This window comes from Puerhibacterium sp. TATVAM-FAB25 (assembly GCF_046535855.1).
GTDB classification, from domain to species: Bacteria; Actinomycetota; Actinomycetes; order Actinomycetales; family Cellulomonadaceae; genus Puerhibacterium; species Puerhibacterium variabilis_A.
In genome coordinates this window covers 133279-149779 of sequence record NZ_JAXUAK010000008.1, presented here as the reverse complement: position 1 = coordinate 149779, position 16501 = coordinate 133279, and the positions used below count along the sequence as shown (strand labels likewise).

The 16501-nt window shown below is 73.7% G+C and carries 10 protein-coding genes and 1 tRNA gene; 4 read left to right on the top strand and 7 right to left on the bottom strand.

Translation table 11 applies throughout. The features are described from left to right. Nucleotides 1-187: 187 nt before the first annotated feature. A complete protein-coding gene (gene rpsA / locus U5M74_RS09860; protein WP_410908529.1) occupies nt 188-1654 on the bottom strand; it encodes a 30S ribosomal protein S1 in 1467 nt (488 codons plus the stop codon). A 265-nt stretch (nt 1655-1919) separates the two neighbouring features. On the opposite strand from rpsA, the gene U5M74_RS09855 reads away from it, so the two are divergent. Then, the gene (locus tag U5M74_RS09855) at nt 1920-2711 is read left to right on the top strand and encodes a class I SAM-dependent methyltransferase (RefSeq protein WP_410908552.1); all 792 of its coding nucleotides are present in this window, start codon (nt 1920-1922) and stop codon (nt 2709-2711) included. A gap of 97 nt (nt 2712-2808) precedes the next feature. Then, the gene (locus tag U5M74_RS09850; protein WP_410908550.1) at nt 2809-3750 is read left to right on the top strand and encodes a TIGR03557 family F420-dependent LLM class oxidoreductase; all 942 of its coding nucleotides are present in this window, start codon (nt 2809-2811) and stop codon (nt 3748-3750) included. 110 nt (nt 3751-3860) lie between these two features. On the opposite strand, the gene polA is transcribed toward U5M74_RS09850, so the two are convergent. Further along, the gene (gene polA, locus U5M74_RS09845; protein ID WP_410908527.1) at nt 3861-6605 is read right to left on the bottom strand and encodes a DNA polymerase I; all 2745 of its coding nucleotides are present in this window, start codon (nt 6603-6605) and stop codon (nt 3861-3863) included. Here polA and U5M74_RS09840 point away from each other — a divergent pair. Further along, entirely contained in the window at nt 6604-7047 is a 444-nt protein-coding gene (locus tag U5M74_RS09840; protein ID WP_410908525.1) for a hotdog fold thioesterase, read from the top strand. The genes polA and U5M74_RS09840 overlap by 2 nt on opposite strands. 30 nt (nt 7048-7077) lie before the next feature. On the opposite strand, the gene U5M74_RS09835 is transcribed toward U5M74_RS09840, so the two are convergent. Together U5M74_RS09835 and U5M74_RS09830 are read right to left on the bottom strand one after the other, a co-directional pair. Then, complete coding sequence (locus tag U5M74_RS09835) at nt 7078-7767, bottom strand: GNAT family N-acetyltransferase (RefSeq protein WP_410908523.1); 690 nt, start codon at nt 7765-7767, stop codon at nt 7078-7080. Between the two features lie 103 nt (nt 7768-7870). Then, nucleotides 7871-8488: an ANTAR domain-containing response regulator gene (locus U5M74_RS09830; protein ID WP_410908548.1), complete on the bottom strand. Its 618-nt coding sequence runs from the start codon at nt 8486-8488 to the stop codon at nt 7871-7873. 162 nt (nt 8489-8650) lie between these two features. Between U5M74_RS09830 and U5M74_RS09825 the strand changes: the two genes are divergently transcribed. Continuing rightward, nucleotides 8651-8724, top strand: a tRNA-Leu gene (locus U5M74_RS09825). Between the two features lie 101 nt (nt 8725-8825). On the opposite strand, the gene pyk is transcribed toward U5M74_RS09825, so the two are convergent. The 3 genes from pyk to gltB form a co-directional block, all read right to left on the bottom strand. Then, entirely contained in the window at nt 8826-10250 is a 1425-nt protein-coding gene (pyk, locus tag U5M74_RS09820; protein WP_410908521.1) for a pyruvate kinase, read from the bottom strand. Between the two features lie 155 nt (nt 10251-10405). After that, nucleotides 10406-11872 carry a glutamate synthase subunit beta gene (locus U5M74_RS09815; RefSeq protein ID WP_410908519.1) on the bottom strand — a complete coding sequence of 489 codons (1467 nt, stop codon included), beginning with the start codon at nt 11870-11872 and terminating at the stop codon, nt 10406-10408. Further along, a complete protein-coding gene (gene gltB, locus U5M74_RS09810; RefSeq protein ID WP_410908517.1) occupies nt 11865-16436 on the bottom strand; it encodes a glutamate synthase large subunit in 4572 nt (1523 codons plus the stop codon). The genes U5M74_RS09815 and gltB overlap by 8 nt, the downstream gene beginning before the upstream one ends. Nucleotides 16437-16501 lie beyond the last annotated feature (65 nt).

The window sequence follows — 16501 nt, the reverse complement described above, 5'->3', positions numbered from 1 at the left end:
CCCTCCCCCCCCCCCCCCCCCCCCCCACAACCACCCACGCGCGCCCACCCTCTCCCCCCCCCCCCCGCTCTCCCCCCCGGCCCCCCCCGGCGCGGGTGGGGGCCCGCCGGCGCCCCCCCCCCCCGGGGGGGGGCGGGCCTCCGTGGTGCGGCGCCGGACGGGTCCGGCGTCGGCGACGAGCCGGGGCTCAGTTGCCGGTGAGCTTCTCGCGCAGAGCGGCGAGCGCCTCGTCCGACGCGAGCGTGCCCGTGGCCTCCTGGGCCGGAGCCGAGGAGTAGGACGACGCGGCCGAGGCCGGCGCCGAGGCGTCGCCGGCGGCCTCGGCGTCGGCCGCCTGGGCCGAGCGCACCTGCTCGCGGTGGGACTCCCAGCGGGCGTGGGCCTTGGCGTACTCCGCCTCCCAGGCCTCGCGCTGCGTCTCGTAGCCCTCGAGCCACTCGTTGGTCTCCGGGTCGAAGCCCTCGGGGTACTTGTACTCGCCGTTCTCGTCGTACTCGGCCGCCATGCCGTACAGCGCGGGGTCGAAGTCCTCCGACTCGGGGTCCATGCCCTCGTTGGCCTGCTTCAGCGACAGCGAGATGCGGCGGCGCTCCAGGTCGATGTCGATGACCTTGACGAACACCTCCTGGCCCACCGTGACGACCTGCTCGGGCAGCTCGACGTGACGCTGCGCCAGCTCGGAGATGTGCACGAGGCCCTCGATGCCGTCCTCGACACGGACGAACGCGCCGAACGGGACGAGCTTGGTGACCTTGCCCGGCACGACCTGGCCGATGGCGTGGGTGCGGGCGAAGGTCTGCCAAGGGTCCTCCTGCGTCGCCTTGAGCGACAGCGAGACGCGCTCGCGGTCGAAGTCGACGTCGAGCACCTCGACGGTGACCTCCTGGCCCACCTCGACGACCTCGGACGGGTGGTCGATGTGCTTCCAGGACAGCTCGGAGACGTGCACGAGACCGTCGACGCCGCCGAGGTCCACGAACGCACCGAAGTTGACGATCGACGAGACCACACCGGTGCGGACCTGGCCCTTCTGCAGGGTCTGCAGGAAGGTCGAGCGCACCTCGGACTGCGTCTGCTCGAGCCAGGCGCGGCGCGAGAGGACGACGTTGTTGCGGTTCTTGTCGAGCTCGATGATCTTGGCCTCGATCTCCCGGCCGACGTACGGCTGGAGGTCGCGGACACGACGCATCTCCACGAGCGAGGCGGGCAGGAAGCCGCGCAGGCCGATGTCGAGGATGAGGCCGCCCTTGACGACCTCGATGACGGTGCCGGTGACGACGCCGTCCTCCTCCTTGATCTTCTCGATCGTGCCCCAGGCGCGCTCGTACTGGGCGCGCTTCTTGGACAGGATCAGGCGACCCTCCTTGTCCTCCTTCTGGAGGACCAGGGCCTCGACGACGTCACCGACGGCGACGACCTCGCCGGGGTCCACATCGTGCTTGATGGAGAGCTCGCGCGAGGGGATGACACCCTCGGTCTTGTAGCCGATGTCGAGGAGGACCTCATCGCGGTCGACCTTGACGATCGTGCCCTCGACGATGTCACCGTCGTTGAAGTACTTGATGGTGGCGTCGACGGCGGCAAGGAAGTCGTCCTCGGTGCCGATGTCGTTGACGGCGACCTGGGGCGCGGACTTCGTGGTGGAGATGGTCATGAAGTGAAAGCTCCGATGCGGACAGGTTGAGTCGTGCGGACAGGGACTGTGGTGACCGCGCACCGCCCGCCGGACCGCCTCGACGATCCGCTGAGGGGACCCGCTGAGGGACCCGCTGACGGGCGCACTGCACCGCATGCGATCTTAGCGTCGGCCGTTCGGCAGGGTCAACGCGCCGCCGACCGGCAGGATGGGCCCCGTGAGCGACGCGACCCGCCCCGACGCGCCCGGCGCCCCCGGCCCCGACCTCCCCCCGCCGGACGACGTGCACTCCGTCGGCTACCGGGACGTGCCCGACGACGCCGGCGGCGGCGCCGGCCGGCGCTGGTGGGACGCCAACGCCGCGGAGTACCTGGCCGACCACCGCGAGTTCCTCGGCGACGCGGGCTTCCGCTGGGGCCCGGAGGGGCTGACCGAGGCCGAGGCCGGCCTCCTCGGCGACGTGACGGGCGCCCGCGTGCTCGAGGTGGGCGCGGGCGCGGCGCAGTGCTCGCGCTGGCTCGTCGGCCGCGGCGCCCGGGTCGTCGCCACGGACGTCTCGGCCGGGATGCTCGCGCAGTCCGCCCGCCTCGACGCCGCCACGGGCGTGCGGGTGCCGGCCGTGCAGGCGGACGCCCGCGCGCTGCCGTTCGCCGACGGCGCGTTCGACGTAGTCTTCACCTCGTTCGGCGCGGTCCCGTTCGTGCCCGACGCCGCCCGGGTGCACGCCGAGGCCGCCCGGGTGCTGCGCCCGGGCGGGCGCTGGGCGTTCGCCGTGACGCACCCGCTGCGGTGGGCGTTCCCCGACGACCCGACCGCGCGCGGGCTCACGGCGGTCCGCTCGTACTTCGACCGCCGGCCGTACGTCGAGCAGGCGGCGGACGGCGCCGTGCTCTACGCCGAGTACCACCGCACCCTCGGCGACCACGTGCGCGACGTCGTCGCCGCGGGGCTGCGCCTGCGCGACGTCGTCGAGCCCGAGTGGCCGGCCTGGAACGACCAGGTGTGGGGCGGCTGGGGCCCCGAGCGCGGGCGCCTGCTGCCCGGCACCGCCGTGTTCGTCGCGACGAAGGACTGAGCGCCCCGCTGCGAGCGCCGGGCGGCCTGCCTAGCGTCGGGGGCACACCCGCCCCCGACGAGCAGGAGCTCCCACCGTGCGCATCGGCTACACGCTCATGACCGAGCAGAGCGCCCCCCGCGACCTCGTGCGGTACGCGCAGGCCGCGGAGGAGGTCGGCTTCGACCTCCTCGTCTCCAGCGACCACTACAGCCCGTGGCTCACCGAGCAGGGCCACGCCCCGAACGCCTGGGTCACCCTCGGCGCGGTGGCGCAGGCGACCTCCCGCACCGAGCTCATGACGTACGTCACCTGCCCGTCGATGCGCTACCACCCCGCCGTGGTGGCGCAGCAGGCCGCGACGCTGCAGCTGCTGTCGGAGGGCCGGTTCACGCTCGGCCTGGGCGCCGGGGAGAACCTCAACGAGCACGTGGTCGGCGAGGGGTGGCCGAGCATCGCGGTGCGGCACGAGATGCTCGCCGAGGCCATCGAGATCATCCGTGAGCTGCACACCGGCGAGCTCGTCACGTGGGAGGGCGAGTACTTCCGCGTCGACTCCGCCCGGGTCTGGGACGTGCCCGACGACGGCGTGCCGCTCGGCGTGGCGGTCTCCGGACCGCGCTCGATCGAGCGGTTCGCGCCGCTCGGCGACCACCTCATCACGACGGTGCCGGACGCCGACGTCGTGCGGGACTGGTCGCAGAGGCACCCGGGGCCGTCGCGGGCGATCGGCCAGCTGCCCGTGTGCTGGGACCCCGACAAGGACGCCGCGGTGCAGCGCGCGCACGAGCAGTTCCGCTGGTTCGCCGGCGGCTGGGACGTCAACGCCGACCTGCCGACGCCCGCGGGGTTCCACGCCGCGTCCCAGTTCGTGCGCCCCGAGGACGTCGCGGAGTCGATCGCGTGCGGCCCCGACCTCGACGAGCTGGCCGAGAGCGCCCGGCCGTTCCTCGACGCCGGGTTCACCGACGTGGCCATCGTCCAGGTCGGCGACGAGAACCAGGACCGGTTCCTCGCCGAGGCCGCCGGACCGCTGCTGGAGCGGCTGCGCGCGCTCTGACGCGCGGCCCGGGAGCGAGCGCGCCGCGGGGCCCGGACCGTCCGGTCCGGGCCCCGCGGCGTGGGTGCCCGGCGTCGGTGCCGGCGTCGGTACCGGCGTCAGTGCCGGCGTCAGTGCCCCGCGTCGTGCCAGGTCGCGCCGGTGCCGACCGAGACGTCGAGCGGCACGTCGAGCGCGAAGGCGGAGCCCATCTGCGTGCGCAGCACGTCCTCGGCCTCGTCCCGCTCCCCCGGCGCCACCTCGACGACGAGCTCGTCGTGCACCTGCAGCAGCAGGCGCGAGCCCAGGCCGCGCCGCTCGAGCTCGGCCTGCACGCGCAGCATGGCGAGCTTGATGATGTCCGCGGCGCTGCCCTGGATGGGGGCGTTGAGCGCCATCCGCTCGGCCATCTGCCGCCGCTGCCGGTTGTCGCTCGTGAGGTCGGGCAGGTAGCGCCGCCGGCCGAGGATGGTGGCGGTCCAGCCGGTGGCGCGTGCCTCCTCCACGACGCCGTCGAGGTACTCGCGCACCCCGCCGAACCGCGTGAAGTAGTCGTCCATGAGCGTCTGCGCCTCGCTCGTGGCGATGCTCAGCTGCTGCGACAGGCCGAACGCGCTCAGGCCGTACGCCAGGCCGTAGCTCATGGCCTTGACCTTCGAGCGCATCTCGGGCGTCACGTCGGCCGGCGCCACGTCGAACACCCGCGAGCCCACGTAGCGGTGCAGGTCCTCGCCGCTGCGGAAGGCCTCGATGAGCCCGGCGTCCCCGGACAGGTGCGCCATGATGCGCATCTCGATCTGCGAGTAGTCGGCGGTCAGCAGCGTCTCGTACCCGTCGCCCACGGCGAAGGCCCGGCGGATGCGCCGGCCCGCCTCCGTGCGGATCGGGATGTTCTGCAGGTTCGGCTCGGTCGAGGACAGCCGGCCCGTCGCGGCGATCGTCTGCTGGAACGTCGTGTGGATCCGCCCGTCGTCGGCCACCGACTTGAGCAGGCCCTCGACGGTCTGGCGCAGCCGGCTGGCGTCGCGGTGCGCGAGCAGGTGCTCGAGGAACGGGTGGCCCGTCCTGGCGAAGAGCTCCGCGAGCGCCGCGGCGTCCGTCGTGTACCCCGTCTTCGTCTTCTTCGTCTTGGGCATCCCGAGCTGGTCGAACAGCACCTCCTGCAGCTGCTTGGGGCTGCCGAGGTTGACCTCCCGGCCGATGGCGGCGTACGCCTCGTCGGCGGCGGTGGCGACCAGGTCGGCGAAGTGGTCCTCCAGCTCGCGCAGGTAGGCGACGTCGGCCGCGATGCCCGTGGCCTCCATCCGCGCCAGGACGGCGGACAGCGGCAGCTCGACGTCCGTCAGCAGGTGCGCGGCGCCGCGGTCGGCGAGCTGGCCGGCGAGCGCGTCCGCCAGCTCCACGATCGCCGCCGCGCGCGTCGCCTGCCGCGCGTCCTGGCCGCCGTCGTCGTCCAGCGCCAGGTCGAGGGCGCCCTGCGCGCCGCCGTCGTCCTCGACGCGCAGCTCGCGCCCGAGGTGGCGGGCCACGAGGTCGCCCAGGTCGTAGCCGCGCTGGTCGGGGTAGCACAGGTAGGCGGCCAGCTCGGTGTCGAACGCCACGCCCGCCAGGCGCAGCCCGCGCGCGGCCAGGGCGTGCCAGGCCGTCTTCGCGCCGTGCAGCACCTTCGGCGCGGCCGCGTCGGCGAGCCAGTCGCCGAGCGCCTTCTCGTCGGCCGGGTCGATCTCGGCGAGGTCGTAGGCCACCGCGTGCCCGCGGCCGTCGGCCAGCGCCACGCCCCAGGCGTCGCCGCCGGTGGGCGTGCCGCGGCCGGAGACGTCGACGCCGAGCGTGACGCCGGCGCGGTCCGCGAGCCAGCCGGCGAGCCCGCCGGCCGGCGGCGTCGCGAGCTCGAGGTCGAACCCGGCGTCGGCACCCGACGTCGCCGCCTCCTCGTCCGCCGCCGGGTCGACGGCGAGCAGCCGGTCGCGCAGCGCGCCGAACTGCAGGGTGTCCGACACCCGGTGCACGGCCTCCCGGTCGAACCCGTGCAGCGCCAGGTCGTCCGGCCCGAACGGCAGCTCGACGTCGCGCAGCAGCGCGTTGAGCTCGCGGTTGAGCCGCACCTGGTCCACGGCCGCGCGCAGGTTCTCCCCCGCCTTGCCCTTGAGCTCCCCGACGTGCTCCAGCAGCGCGTCCAGGCCCCCGTACTGGGTGACCCACTTCGCCGCCGTCTTGGGGCCGACGCCGGGCACGCCGGGCAGGTTGTCGCTGGTCTCGCCCACCAGCGCGGCGATGTCCGGGTAGCGCTCGGGCGGCACGCCGTACTTGTCCTGCACGGCCTCGGGCGTCATCCGCGTCATCTCCGACACGCCCCGCACCGGGTACAGCAGCGTGACGTCCTCGCCGACGAGCTGGAGCGAGTCGCGGTCGCCGGAGCAGACCAGCACCTCCATGCCGGCCGCCGCGGCCTGCCCCGCGAGCGTGGCGATGATGTCGTCCGCCTCGAACCCCTCGCGCTCGAGGGTCGGCACCCGCAGCGCCTCGAGCACCTCCTTGATGAGCGGCACCTGACCACGGAAGGCCTGGGGCGTCTCGTTGCGCGTGCCCTTGTACTCGCTGTACCGCTCGGTGCGGAACGAGCGCCGCGAGACGTCGAAGGCCACCGCGAGGTGCGTGGGCCGCTCGTCCCCGAGCAGCTTGGTCAGCATCGACGTGAAGCCGTAGACGGCGTTCGTGATCTGGCCCGACGTGGTGGCCATGGTGTCCGGCAGCGCGAAGAACGCGCGGTAGGCCATGGAGTGCCCGTCGATGAGCAGCAGGCGGGGACGCGCCGGCGCGTCGCCGCCGGCACGGGATGGCGCGGTGGTGGTCACGGGTGCCAACCTATCCCGCATGGCCGACACTCCCCCCGCCACGCCCTCCTCCGCTCCTGCCGCCGCTCCTGCCGCGCCGGTGGACTGGCGCGCGGCGGCACGCGGCACGCTCATCGAGCGCCTCGGCATCACCGTGGAGACGCTCAGCGCCGAGCGGGTGGTCGGCACGATGCCCGTGGCCGGCAACACCCAGCCGGCGGGCCTGCTGCACGGCGGCGCGTCGGCGGCGCTCGCCGAGACGCTCGGGTCGTTCGCCGCGCAGGCGCACGCCGGCCCGGGGCGCTCGGCGGTCGGGATCGAGCTCAACGCGACCCACCATCGCGGGGCGCGCGAGGGCGTCGTGCGCGGCGAGGCGCGTGCGCTGCACCTGGGCCGCTCGACGGCGTCCTACGAGATCGTGGTCACCGACGAGGCGGGGCGGCGGCTCTGCACGGCCCGACTGACCTGCATGCTCGTCGGCTGACGCGCGGCCGGCCCGGGCCGGCCGCGGGGCTCAGGACGCCGACGAGGTCGCGTCGCCCCGGTCGGCGTACCGGGCGCGGTGGCGCTCCTGGAAGTCGCGCAGGTCGACCGGCCCGCTGGGCAGGTTGGCCTCGCGGGCGCGCCGGCGGCGGGCGATGACGTCCTCGATCGTGGCGCGCGTCGACTCCCGCCGCCCGCGAGGCCGCAGCTCGCGCCGCGGGCGGGGCGCGCCGTCGGACGCGAGGCGTCGCTGCAGGGCCGCCGTGGCGACCACGCGGTGCCCGGCGGCCGGGGCGAACCCGAGCCGGGCGAGGAAGCGCTGCATGCCGCGGTCGCCGGCGGGCGGGGTGCCGTACACGTGCGCCGCGCCGGCCTCCTCGGCCAGGGTCAGCGCGTGCGCGACGAGGGCGTGCCCGACGCCGCGGCGGCGGCTGCGTGGGTGCACGTAGAGGGTGTCCACGAGCAGCGCCGGCTCGTCGGCGAACAGGTGCGGGCCGACCGTGCGCGCCAGCAGGAACCCGACCGTCCGGCCGTCGGCCTCGGCCACGAGGATCGTGCCGCCCGCGGCCAGGTACACCGACAGGTGGGTCAGCAGGGCGTCGGTCCTCGCGCCGTCGACCGGCATCCCGTACGGCTGGTCGGTGCGCGCGACGGCGGTGAGGTCCGCGACGACCGTCAGGTCGTCCGGTCCGGCGATCCGGACATCGACCCCTGCGCGCATGACCACCTCCAGGACTGGGACGTCGCCTCGCGACGATAGCGGCGTGCCCGGTCCCGTACAACGACGGGGACCGGGCACCCGGGGTGAAAAACGGACGGCTGCGTCAGCTGCCGACCTGCTCGATGACCGCGTCGGCGACCTCGCGCATCGTGAGGCGGCGGTCCATCGAGGTCTTCTGGATCCAGCGGAACGCCTCGGGCTCGGACAGGCCCATCTTCGTCTGCAGCAGGCCCTTGGCGCGGTCGACGCGCTTGCGGGTCTCGAAGCGCTCGGTGAGGTCGGCGACCTCGGCCTCGAGCGCGCCGATCTGCTGGTAGCGCGAGATGGCGATCTCGACGGCCGGCAGCAGGTCGGCGGGCGTGAACGGCTTGACGACGTAGGCCATCGCGCCGGCGTCGCGGGCGCGCTCGACGAGCTCCGTCTGCGAGAAGGCGGTCAGGAGCACCACCGGGGCGGCGTGCGCCTTGCCGATCCGCTCGGCGGCGGAGATGCCGTCGAGCTCGGGCATCTTGACGTCCATGACGACGACGTCCGGCTTGAGCTCCGTGGCGAGCCGCACGGCGGTCTCGCCGTCACCCGCCTCCCCGACGACGTCGTACCCGGCCTCGCGGAGGGTCTCGACGACGTCCATGCGGATGAGGGCCTCGTCCTCCGCGACGACGGCGCGGCGCGCCGGGCGGGCGGGGGCGGACGGCTCGGGGGCAGGCTCCTGCTCGACCATCGGCGGCAGGTCCAGCGGCAGCTTCGCGGCGGGCTTCTCGGTCACGAACCACATCCTAGTCCCGCGCTCCCCCGCTCCCGCGCGCCGGGCCGCCTGGCGGGACGTGCGGTTTCCCACGCCCGGCGGCGTCCCTCGCCGGATGTGGTTCGATGGTCCACGCACGCCCCGGTAGCCCAACTGGCAGAGGCATCCGACTCAAAATCGGAGTGTTGCGGGTTCGAGTCCCGCCCGGGGTACCCGAGAGGTCACGGACGACACGACGACGGCGGCGCGCCACCCCAGGGTGGCGCGCCGCCGTCGTCGTCGGTCCGGCCGGGTGGTCCGGCCGGCGGTCCGGTCAGGCGTCGTTCGCGCTGCCGACCTTGTGCACGAGGATCGAGTTGGTCGTGCCCGGCACGCCCACCGGGGCGCCGGAGACGATGACCACGCGGTCGCCCGGCTCGGCGAGGCCGTTGGCCTGCAGCGTCGAGTCCACCTGCGAGACCATCTGGTCCACCGAGTCGACCTTGGGCACCTGGTAGGCCTGGGCGCCCCAGCTCAGGGCGAGCTGCGCGCGCACGTCGGGCTCCGGCGTGAAGGCGAGCAGGGGGATCTGCGAGCGCAGGCGCGACATGCGGCGCGCCGAGTCGCCCGACTGCGTGAACGTCACGAAGTACTTCGCGCCGAGCTCGGTGCCGATGTTCGCCGCGGCGTGGGTGATGACGCCGCCGCGCGTGTGCGGCCGGCTGCCGAGCGGCGCGATGCGGTCGGCGCCGAGCTCCTCGGTGGCGGAGATGATCTTCGCCATCGTCTGCACGGTGACGATCGGGTAGTCGCCGACGCTGGTCTCGCCCGAGAGCATGACGGCGTCCGCGCCGTCGAGGACGGCGTTGGCGCAGTCCGAGGCCTCGGCGCGGGTGGGCGTCGGGTTGTTCGTCATCGACTCGAGCACCTGGGTGGCGACGATGACCGGCTTGGCGTTGCGGCGCGCGAGCTCGACGATGCGCTTCTGGACCAGCGGCACCTGCTCCAGCGGCATCTCGACGGCGAGGTCGCCGCGGGCCACCATGAACGCGTCGAACGCGGCGACGACCTCCTCGAGGTTCTCCACCGCCTGCGGCTTCTCGATCTTGGCGACGACGGGGACGACGCGCCCCTCCTCCTCCATGATCGCGCGCACGTCGTCGTAGTCCTTGGCGTTGCGGACGAACGACAGCGCGATGAAGTCGGCGCCGATGCGCAGGCCCCAGCGCAGGTCCTCGGTGTCCTTCTCGGACAGCGCGGGCACGGACACGGACACGCCCGGCAGGTTGAGGCCCTTGTTGTTCGACACCGGGCCGGCGACCTCGACCACCGTGGTCACACGCGGGCCCTCGACGGCCGTGACGCGCACGCGCACCTTGCCGTCGTCGATGAGGATCGGGTCGCCGACGCGGGCGTCGCCCGGCAGGCCCTGGTGCGTGGTGGAGACGAGCTCCTTGGTGCCCACGACGTCCTCGGTGGTGATGGTGAAGACGTCGCCCTCGTCGAGCCAGTACTTCTCGTCCTTCTCGAACTTGCCGAGGCGGATCTTCGGGCCCTGGAGGTCCACCAGCACAGCCACGTTGCGGCCGGCCGCCTTCGCGGCCTCGCGCACGCCGTGGTACACCGCCTCGTGCTCCTCGACGGAACCGTGGCTCCGGTTGATCCGGGCCACGTCCATGCCCGCGTCGACGAGCCTGCGGAGGTTCTCCGGGCTCGCGGTCGCCGGGCCGATGGTGCAAACGATCTTCGCTCTGCGCATGTCTCCAGCCTCGTCGTCGATCGGCCCCGGTCGCACCCGGGGCCTGCCGGCCACCCCCGGTGGCCGGTGCGGTGCGCCGTCCGGGACGGCGCCCAGGTCATCTTCCTCCCGGCGGGCGTCTACCACCTAACCTGCGGCGACGCCCGCCGGTGTGCTCATGCTCTCAGGGCCACCGTGCGCGGGCCCACGGGCGCGGGCAGCTCGGTCGAGCCCTGCAGGTAGGCGTCGACGGCGGCCGCGCAGGCGCGGCCCTCGGCGATCGCCCACACGATGAGCGACTGGCCGCGGCCCGCGTCGCCGGCCACGAACACGCCCGGCAGGGACGTGGCGTAGTCGTCGTCGCGGCGCACCAGGCCCCGGCTCGTGAGCTCCGTGCCCGTCTGGTCGACGAGCGCGTCCGTCTCCGGCCCGGTGAAGCCCATGGCGACCAGCACCAGGTCCGCGGGGATCTCGCGCTCCGTGCCGGCCTTGGGCGCGCGGCGCCCGTCGGCCAGGTACTCGGTCTCGGCCACCTTGAGGGCGCGGACGCGGCCGGAGTCGTCGCCGAGGAACTCGACGGTCGACGCCAGGTAGGCGCGCTCGCCGCCCTCCTCGTGCGAGGAGGAGACCTCGAACACGATCGGGTCGGTGGGCCACGGCTGGTTCGCCGTGCGCTCGAGCGCCGGCTTGCGGCCGATGGCCAGCGTCGTCACGCTCGCCGCGCCCTGGCGCAGCGAGGTGCCGAGGCAGTCGGAGCCCGTGTCGCCGCCGCCGATGATCACCACGTGCTTGCCCTCGGCCGACGGCGCGTCCTCGACCGGCCGCCCCGCCACGGCCTTGTTGGCCGGGGTGAGGAAGTCCATGGCGAACAGGATGCCGTCGAGCTCGCGGCCCGGCAGCGCCAGGTCGCGCGGCACCGTGGCGCCGGTGGCGACGACCACCGCGTCGAACCGGCGGCGCAGCGCGTCCCACGTGATGTCGGTGCCGATCTCGACGCCCGGGCGGAACCGGGTGCCCTCGGCCTCCATCTGCGCCAGGCGGCGGTCGATGTGGTGCTTCTCCATCTTGAAGTCGGGGATGCCGTAGCGCAGCAGGCCGCCGATGGCGTCGTCGCGCTCGTACACCACGACCGTGTGCCCGGCCCGGGTCAGCTGCTGGGCGGCGGCCAGGCCCGCGGGGCCCGAGCCGACGACCGCGATCGTCGTGCCCGTGAGGCGCTGCGGCACCTGGGGCGTGACGAGCCCGCGGGCGAACGCCTCGTCGATGATCGAGACCTCGACGTTCTTGATCGTCACCGCCGGCTGGTTGATGCCCAGCACGCACGCCGACTCGCACGGCGCGGGGCACACACGCCCCGTGAACTCCGGGAAGTTGTTCGTCGCGTGCAGCCGCTCGATGGCGTCGGCCCACTGCCCGCGCCACACCAGGTCGTTCCACTCCGGGATGAGGTTGCCCAACGGGCAGCCCTGGTGGCAGAACGGGATGCCGCAGTCCATGCAGCGGCCCGCCTGCTCCTTGAGGAACGGCTGCCCCTCCTGCAGGTGGGCGTGCACGTCCTTCCAGTCCCGCAGGCGCACCTCGACGGGTCGGCTCGGCGGCAGCTCACGCTCGCGAACCTTCAGGAAACCCCGCGGGTCAGCCACGAGCCACCTCCATGATCCGGTCCCACACGTTCTCGTCCCAGGCGTCGTCGCCCGCCATGCCCTGGCCCTCGGCCGCCGCCTCGGCGAGCGCGTGGCGCACGCGCGCCCAGCCCGTCGGCAGCACCCGGGAGAACCGGGCGCGGGCGGCGTCGGGGTCGGCCAGCAGCTCGGCCGCGGCGTTCGACCCGGTCTCCTCGACGTGCCGGCGCAGCAGCGTCTCGACGACGTCCCAGTCCGGGTCGTCGAGCTCGCCGACCGCCAGCTCGCCGGTGGCGACGGAGGCCGCGTTCATCGCCTGCGGGCGCAGGTCGAGCACGTACGCCGTGCCGCCGGACATGCCGGCGCCGAGGTTGCGGCCCGTCGGGCCGAGCACCACCACGGTGCCGCCCGTCATGTACTCGCAGGCGTGGTCGCCCACGCCCTCGACGACGAGCGTCGCGCCCGAGTTGCGCACGGCGAACCGCTCGCCGACCCGGCCGCGCAGGAAGACCTCGCCCGACGTCGCGCCGTAGCCGATGACGTTGCCGGCGATGACGTTCGCCGCGCCCTCGAGCACGGCGGCGCGGTCGGGCCGCACGACGATGCGGCCGCCCGACAGGCCCTTGCCGACGTAGTCGTTCGCGTCGCCGAACAGCCGCAGGGTCACGCCCCGCGGCACGAACGCGCCGAAGGACTGGCCCGCCGAGCCGGTGAGCGTCACGTCGACCGTGCCGTCGGGCAGGCCCGCGCCGCGGTAGCGCTTGGTCACCTCGTGGCCGAGCATCGTGCCGACCGTGCGGTTGACGTTGCGCACCGGCAGCTCGATCCGCACGGGGGTGCCGTCCTCCAGCGCCGGGCGCGCCAGCGCCAGCAGCTGGTTGTCCAGCGCCTTGGCCAAGCCGTGGTCCTGGTCCTTGACCTTGCGCAGCGCGGAGCCCGGCAGCGGCTGCGGCCGCTCCAGCACCGGGGCGAGGTCGAGGCCCTGGGCCTTCCAGTGGTCGACGGCCTTGCGGGTGTCGAGCGCCTGGACCTGGCCGACGGCCTCCTCGAGCGTCCGGAAGCCGAGCGAGGCGAGGTGCTCGCGCACCTCCTGCGCCACGAACTCGAAGAAGTTCACGACGAACTCGGGCTTGCCGGTGAACCGCTTGCGCAGCTCCGGGTTCTGCGTGGCCACGCCCACCGGGCAGGTGTCCAGGTGGCACACGCGCATCATGATGCAGCCGGAGACCACCATCGGCGCGGTGGCGAAGCCGAACTCCTCGGCGCCCAGCAGCGCGGCCACGACGACGTCGCGCCCGGTCTTCATCTGCCCGTCGACCTGCACCGTGATGCGGTCGCGCAGGTCGTTGAGCACGAGCGTCTGCTGGGTCTCGGCCAGGCCGATCTCCCACGGCGTGCCGGCGTGCTTGAGGCTCGTCAGCGGGGACGCGCCGGTGCCGCCGTCGTGCCCGGAGATGAGCACCACGTCCGCGTGCGCCTTGGACACGCCGGCCGCGACCGTGCCCACGCCGAACTCGGAGACGAGCTTGACGTGGATGCGCGCGCTCGGGTTGGCGTTCTTCAGGTCGTGGATCAGCTGCGCCAGGTCCTCGATCGAGTAGATGTCGTGGTGCGGCGGCGGCGAGATGAGGCCCACGCCCGGCGTGGAGTGCCGCACCTCGGCGACCCACGGGTACACCTTCGACGGCGGCAGCTGGCCGCCCTCGCCCGGCTTGGCGCCCTGGGCGAGCTTGATCTGGATGTCGTCGGCCTGCGTGAGGTACTCGCTCGTGACGCCGAACCGGCCGGAGGCGACCTGCTTGACCCGCGAGCGGCGCTCCGGGTCGTACAGGCGCTCCGGGTGCTCGCCGCCCTCGCCCGTGTTCGACCGGCCGCCGAGGCGGTTCATCGCGATCGCGAGCGTCTCGTGCGCCTCGGCCGAGATCGAGCCGTAGGACATCGCGCCGGTGTTGAACCGCTTGACGATCTCGCTGACCGGCTCGACCTCCTCGACCGGGATGGGCTCGCGGTCGGGGTTGAAGCGCAGCAGGCCGCGCAGGGTCATGAGGCGGCGCGACTGCTCGTCCACCCGGCGGGTGTACTGCCGGAAGACGTCCATCCGGCCCGCGCGCGTGGAGTGCTGCAGGCGGAAGACCGTCTCGGGGTCGAACAGGTGCTCCTCGCCGTCGCGGCGCCACTGGTACTCGCCGCCGGAGGTGAGGGGCTGGTGCGGGCGGTGGTTGCCCGAGCGCGGGTAGGCCTCCGCGTGGCGCGCGGCGACCTCAGCCGCGACGACGTCGAGCCCCACGCCGCCCAGCCGGCTGGTGGTGCCGGTGAAGTAGTCGTCGACGAGCTCGTGGGACAGGCCCACGGCCTCGAAGATCTGCGCCCCGCGGTAGGACATGATCGTCGAGATGCCCATCTTGCTCATCACCTTGAGCACGCCCTTGCCGAGCGCCTTGATGAGGTGGGCGACGGCGGTGGCCGGGTCGACGGTGAGGTACCCGCGGCGCGCGAGGTCCTCGACGGTCTCCATGGCGAGGTACGGGTTGACCGCGGCCGCGCCGTAGCCGATGAGCAGCGCGACGTGGTGCACCTCGCGCACGTCGCCGGCCTCGACGACGAGCGAGATCTTCGTGCGGGTGTGCCGGCGCAGCAGGTGGTGGTGCACCGCCGAGGTCAGCAGCAGCGACGGGATCGGCGCCAGCTCGGAGTTCGAGTGGCGGTCCGTCAGCACGATGTGCGTGGCGCCGGCGGCGATCTCGGCGTCGACCTGGGCGAAGATCTCGTCGAGCCGGCGCTGCAGGGCCGCGCCGCCGCCCGAGACGTCGTACAGGCCGCTGACGGTGACGGCGCGGAAGACGCCCTCGAGCCGCTCGTCGCGGTCGATGCGCACGATCTTGGCCAGCTGGTCGTTGTCGAGCACCGGGAACGGCAGCACGAGCTTGCGCGCGTGCTCCGGGGTGTCGCTGAGCAGGTTCGGCTCCGGGCCGATGGCGCCGCCGAGCGACGTGACGAGCTCCTCGCGGATGGCGTCCAGCGGCGGGTTGGTCACCTGGGCGAACATCTGCGTGAAGTAGTCGAACAGCAGCCGCGGCCGCTTGGACAGCACCGCGATCGGGGTGTCCGAGCCCATGGCGCCCAGGGGCTCGGCCCCCGAGTTGGCCATCGGGCTGAGGATGATCTTGAGCTCCTCGTCCGTGTAGCCGAACGCCCGCTGGCGCCGCTGGACGGACGCCGGGCTGTGCGCCACGTGCTCGCGCTCGGGCAGCGACTCGAGGGAGATCTGCTGCTCGGCGACCCACTGCGCGTACGGGCGCTGGGCGGCGAGCTGGCCCTTGATCTCGTCGTCCTCCACGATGCGGCCCGCACCGGTGTCGACCAGGAACATGCGGCCCGGCTCCAGCCGGCCCTTGCGCACGATGGTCGCCGGGTCGATGTCGAGCACGCCCGACTCGGAGGCGAGCACGACGAGGCCGTCCTCGGTGACCCAGTAGCGGCCGGGGCGCAGGCCGTTGCGGTCGAGCACGGCGCCGATGAGCGTGCCGTCGGTGAACGTGAGGCAGGCGGGCCCGTCCCACGGCTCGATGAGGTTCGCGTGGTAGGCGTAGAACGCGCGGCGGGCCGGGTCCATCTCGGCGTGGTTCTCCCACGCCTCGGGCACCATCATGAGCACCGCGTGCGGCAGCGAGCGGCCGCCCAGGTGCAGCAGCTCCAGCACCTCGTCGAAGCTGGCCGAGTCGCTGGCGCCCTCGGTGCACACCGGCATGAGCGGCGACAGGTCGCCCAGCTCCTCGCTCGCCAGCGTGCCCTCGCGCGCCGACATCCAGTTGCGGTTGCCGCGCACGGTGTTGATCTCGCCGTTGTGCGCGATGAGCCGGAACGGCTGCGCCAGCGGCCAGGACGGGAACGTGTTGGTGGAGAACCGCGAGTGCACCAGCGCGATCTCGGAGGCGTACCGCGGGTCCGACAGGTCCGCGAAGAACGGCTCGAGCTGCGCCGTGGTGAGCATGCCCTTGTACGTGATGGTGCGCGCGGACAGCGATGCGAAGTACAGGCCCAGCTCGTTGAGGGCGCGCTTGCGCACGCGGTACGCGCGGCGGTCGAGCTCCAGCCCGGACAGCTCGCGGGCCGGGTCGGCCAGGACGAGCTGGCGGAACAGCGGCATCGACGCGCGCGCCGTCGGGCCGACCAGGTCGGCCGTGACGGGCACGTCGCGCCACGCCAGCACGTCGAGCTTCTCCTCGGCGGCGATCTCGTCGACGCGGCGCGCGACGGCGTCCGCCTCGGCCGGGTCCTGGGGCAGGAACGCCATGCCGATGGCGTAGCGGCCCGCCGGCGGCAGGTCGACGCCGACGACGTCACGGATGAACGCGTCGGGGATCTGGGTCAGGATCCCGGCCCCGTCACCGGAGCTCTCCTCCGCGCCCACGGCCCCGCGGTGGTCCAGGTTCAGCAGCGCGGTCAGCCCTGCGTCGACGATGTCCCGTCCGGGGGTCCCGCGCAGCGTCGCCACGAAGGCGACGCCGCACGCGTCGTGCTCGGCGGCGGGGTCGTAGAGGCCCTGCGCGCCGGGCACGGCGCCACGAAGCTGCGGCGTGGTCATCAACACCGTCCTCACGTGCGCCCGGTCCCCCGGGCGCGACTTCCTCGGTCAAGCTGGTCGGGACG